Source organism: Niveispirillum sp. KHB5.9 (assembly GCF_048066115.1).
Lineage (GTDB): Bacteria > Pseudomonadota > Alphaproteobacteria > Azospirillales > Azospirillaceae > Niveispirillum.
In genome coordinates, this window is sequence record NZ_JBLTYX010000053.1 from 1 (window position 1) to 2,035 (window position 2,035).

The 2,035-nt window shown below is 64.2% G+C and carries 1 protein-coding gene; it reads right to left on the bottom strand.

Annotation, left to right across the window (positions count from 1 at the left end; genetic code table 11):
* Positions 1-149 precede the first annotated feature (149 nt).
* Positions 150-1,979, bottom strand: coding sequence for a M2 family metallopeptidase (locus tag ACM9HJ_RS30830; protein ID WP_416575639.1), 1,830 nt, complete (start codon positions 1,977-1,979; stop codon positions 150-152).
* Positions 1,980-2,035 lie beyond the last annotated feature (56 nt).

The following is a 2,035-nucleotide window of genomic DNA, read 5'->3' on the forward strand; positions in this document are numbered from 1 at the left end:
CCTCTTCGCCCGCCTTCTCGATCAGCGCGGCCCGCTTGGCCCCGCCGGTGATGTCCTGAACCATCATCCGCTCTCTCTCAACGCCCACTTTAAAATACCGCCGACGGCACCCGGCGGGGGCCGGGTGCCGTCTTGCTGCACGGCGGAACTTACCAACCGCAGCTCTTGCCCTCGTTCTGCTTGTCCAGCCATTCCTTCAGCGGCGCGAAATAGGCCAGCATGGCCGACGCATCCATCTGATCGGTACCGGTGAAGGTCTTCAGCGCCTCCGGCCAGGGGCGGCTGGCGCCCATTTCCAGCATGGCGTTGAAACGCTTGCCCACTTCGGCATTGCCGGCGATGGAGCAGCGATGCAGCGGGCCGGTGAAGCCGGCCTGATCGCAGGCGGCCTTGTGGAACTGGAACTGCAGCACATGCGCCAGGAAATAGCGCACATAGGGCACGCTGGTCGGCACATGGTTCTTGGCACCGGGGTCGAAATCGGCCTCCGTGCGTTCCACGGGAGCGGCCACACCCTGATACTTGGTGCGCAGTTCCCACCAGGCCTTGTTGTATTCTTCCGGCTTGATGTTGCCGTTGAAGACGTTCCAGCGCCACTTGTCGATCAGCAGGCCGAAGGGCAGGAAGGCCACCTTGTCCAGCGCCTGGTTCAGCAGCAGCGGCACGTCGCCGGCCGTGCTCGGCTCCTTGTCCAGCAGGCCCAGCTTCACCAGATAGCCCGGCGTCACCGACAGGGCGATGAAATCGCCGATGGCCTCGTGGAAGCCGTCATTGGCACCATTGCGGAACAGGGTCGTCTGGTTCTTATAGGCGCGCTGATAGAAATTATGGCCCAGTTCATGATGCAGGGTCTGGAAATCGTCGCCATTGACCCGCGTGCACATCTTGATGCGGATATCGTCCTTGTCGTCGATATCCCAGGCCGACGCATGGCACACCACCTCGCGGTCGCGCGGGCGGGTGATCTGCGAACGTTCCCAGAAGGTCTGCGGCAGCGGATCGAAGCCCAGGCCGGTGAAGAAGCCTTCGGCCGACTTGGTCATCTTGATCGGGTCGTAGTTGGCCTTGGTCAGCAGGGCCGTGACATCGACATTCTGGGCCGCCTGCTTGGGCGCCATCAGATCATAGACATTGCCCCAGGCCTGCGCCCACATGTTGCCCAAGAGATGGGCGGGAATCGGCTTGTCCTGCGGAACCACGTCGGTGCCATAGGTCTCGCCCAGCTTGGTGCGGGCATAGCAATGCAGGCCGGTATAGAGCGGCTTGACCTGTTCCCACAGCCGGTCGGCCTCCGCCTCGAACGCCTCGGGCGCCATCTCGTAACCGCTGCGCCACAGGGTGCCCGTGTCGGGCATGCCCAGTTCCTTGGCCCCGATATTGGCGACCTCCACCTGGCGCTGGTACAGCGGCTTCATCGGCTGGGCCACCTTGTGCCAGCCGGTCCACAGGCGCTTCAGTTCCTTCTCGTCGCGCGAGGTGCGGAAAATGTCGTCGATCTCGTCCAGCGTCTTGCAATCGCTGCCATCCTCGCGGCAGACCTTGCCGGTGGCGTAAAGCTCACCCAGCTTGGCATCCAGCTCCGCCAGTTCCTTGTTCAACGCCGGGTCGGCGGGCGACGGCAGGGCCGTCTCCACGCGCAGCAGGTTGAACTTGCGCGCCACATCCTGCGGCAGGTCCAGCCCCACGAAACGCTTGCTCTCCGCCGTCAGCCGGGCGACCAGCGCGCTGTAGGCGGCGTTGCTGTCGGCGGCGATGGCCAGCGTGTCGGGGGTGATATAGGTCGACTGCACCCAGGCGATGCGGGCACCCTTCTCGCGCGCCGCACCCAGTTCGACTTCGGCCTTGGCGATGAAGGCGGTCGCTTCTTCGACCGTCGGCTTCGCCGCGGCGGCCTGCTTGTCGGCCGGCTGCCCGCAGGCAGCCAGGAACATCATGGCGCCAAGGGCGACGCCGGCACGCAAGTTGTGGGTGATGCGCATGGTTCCCTGTCCTTACCTGTTGTTCTTTGAGTTTGGATCAGTCGTAGCGAACGCGG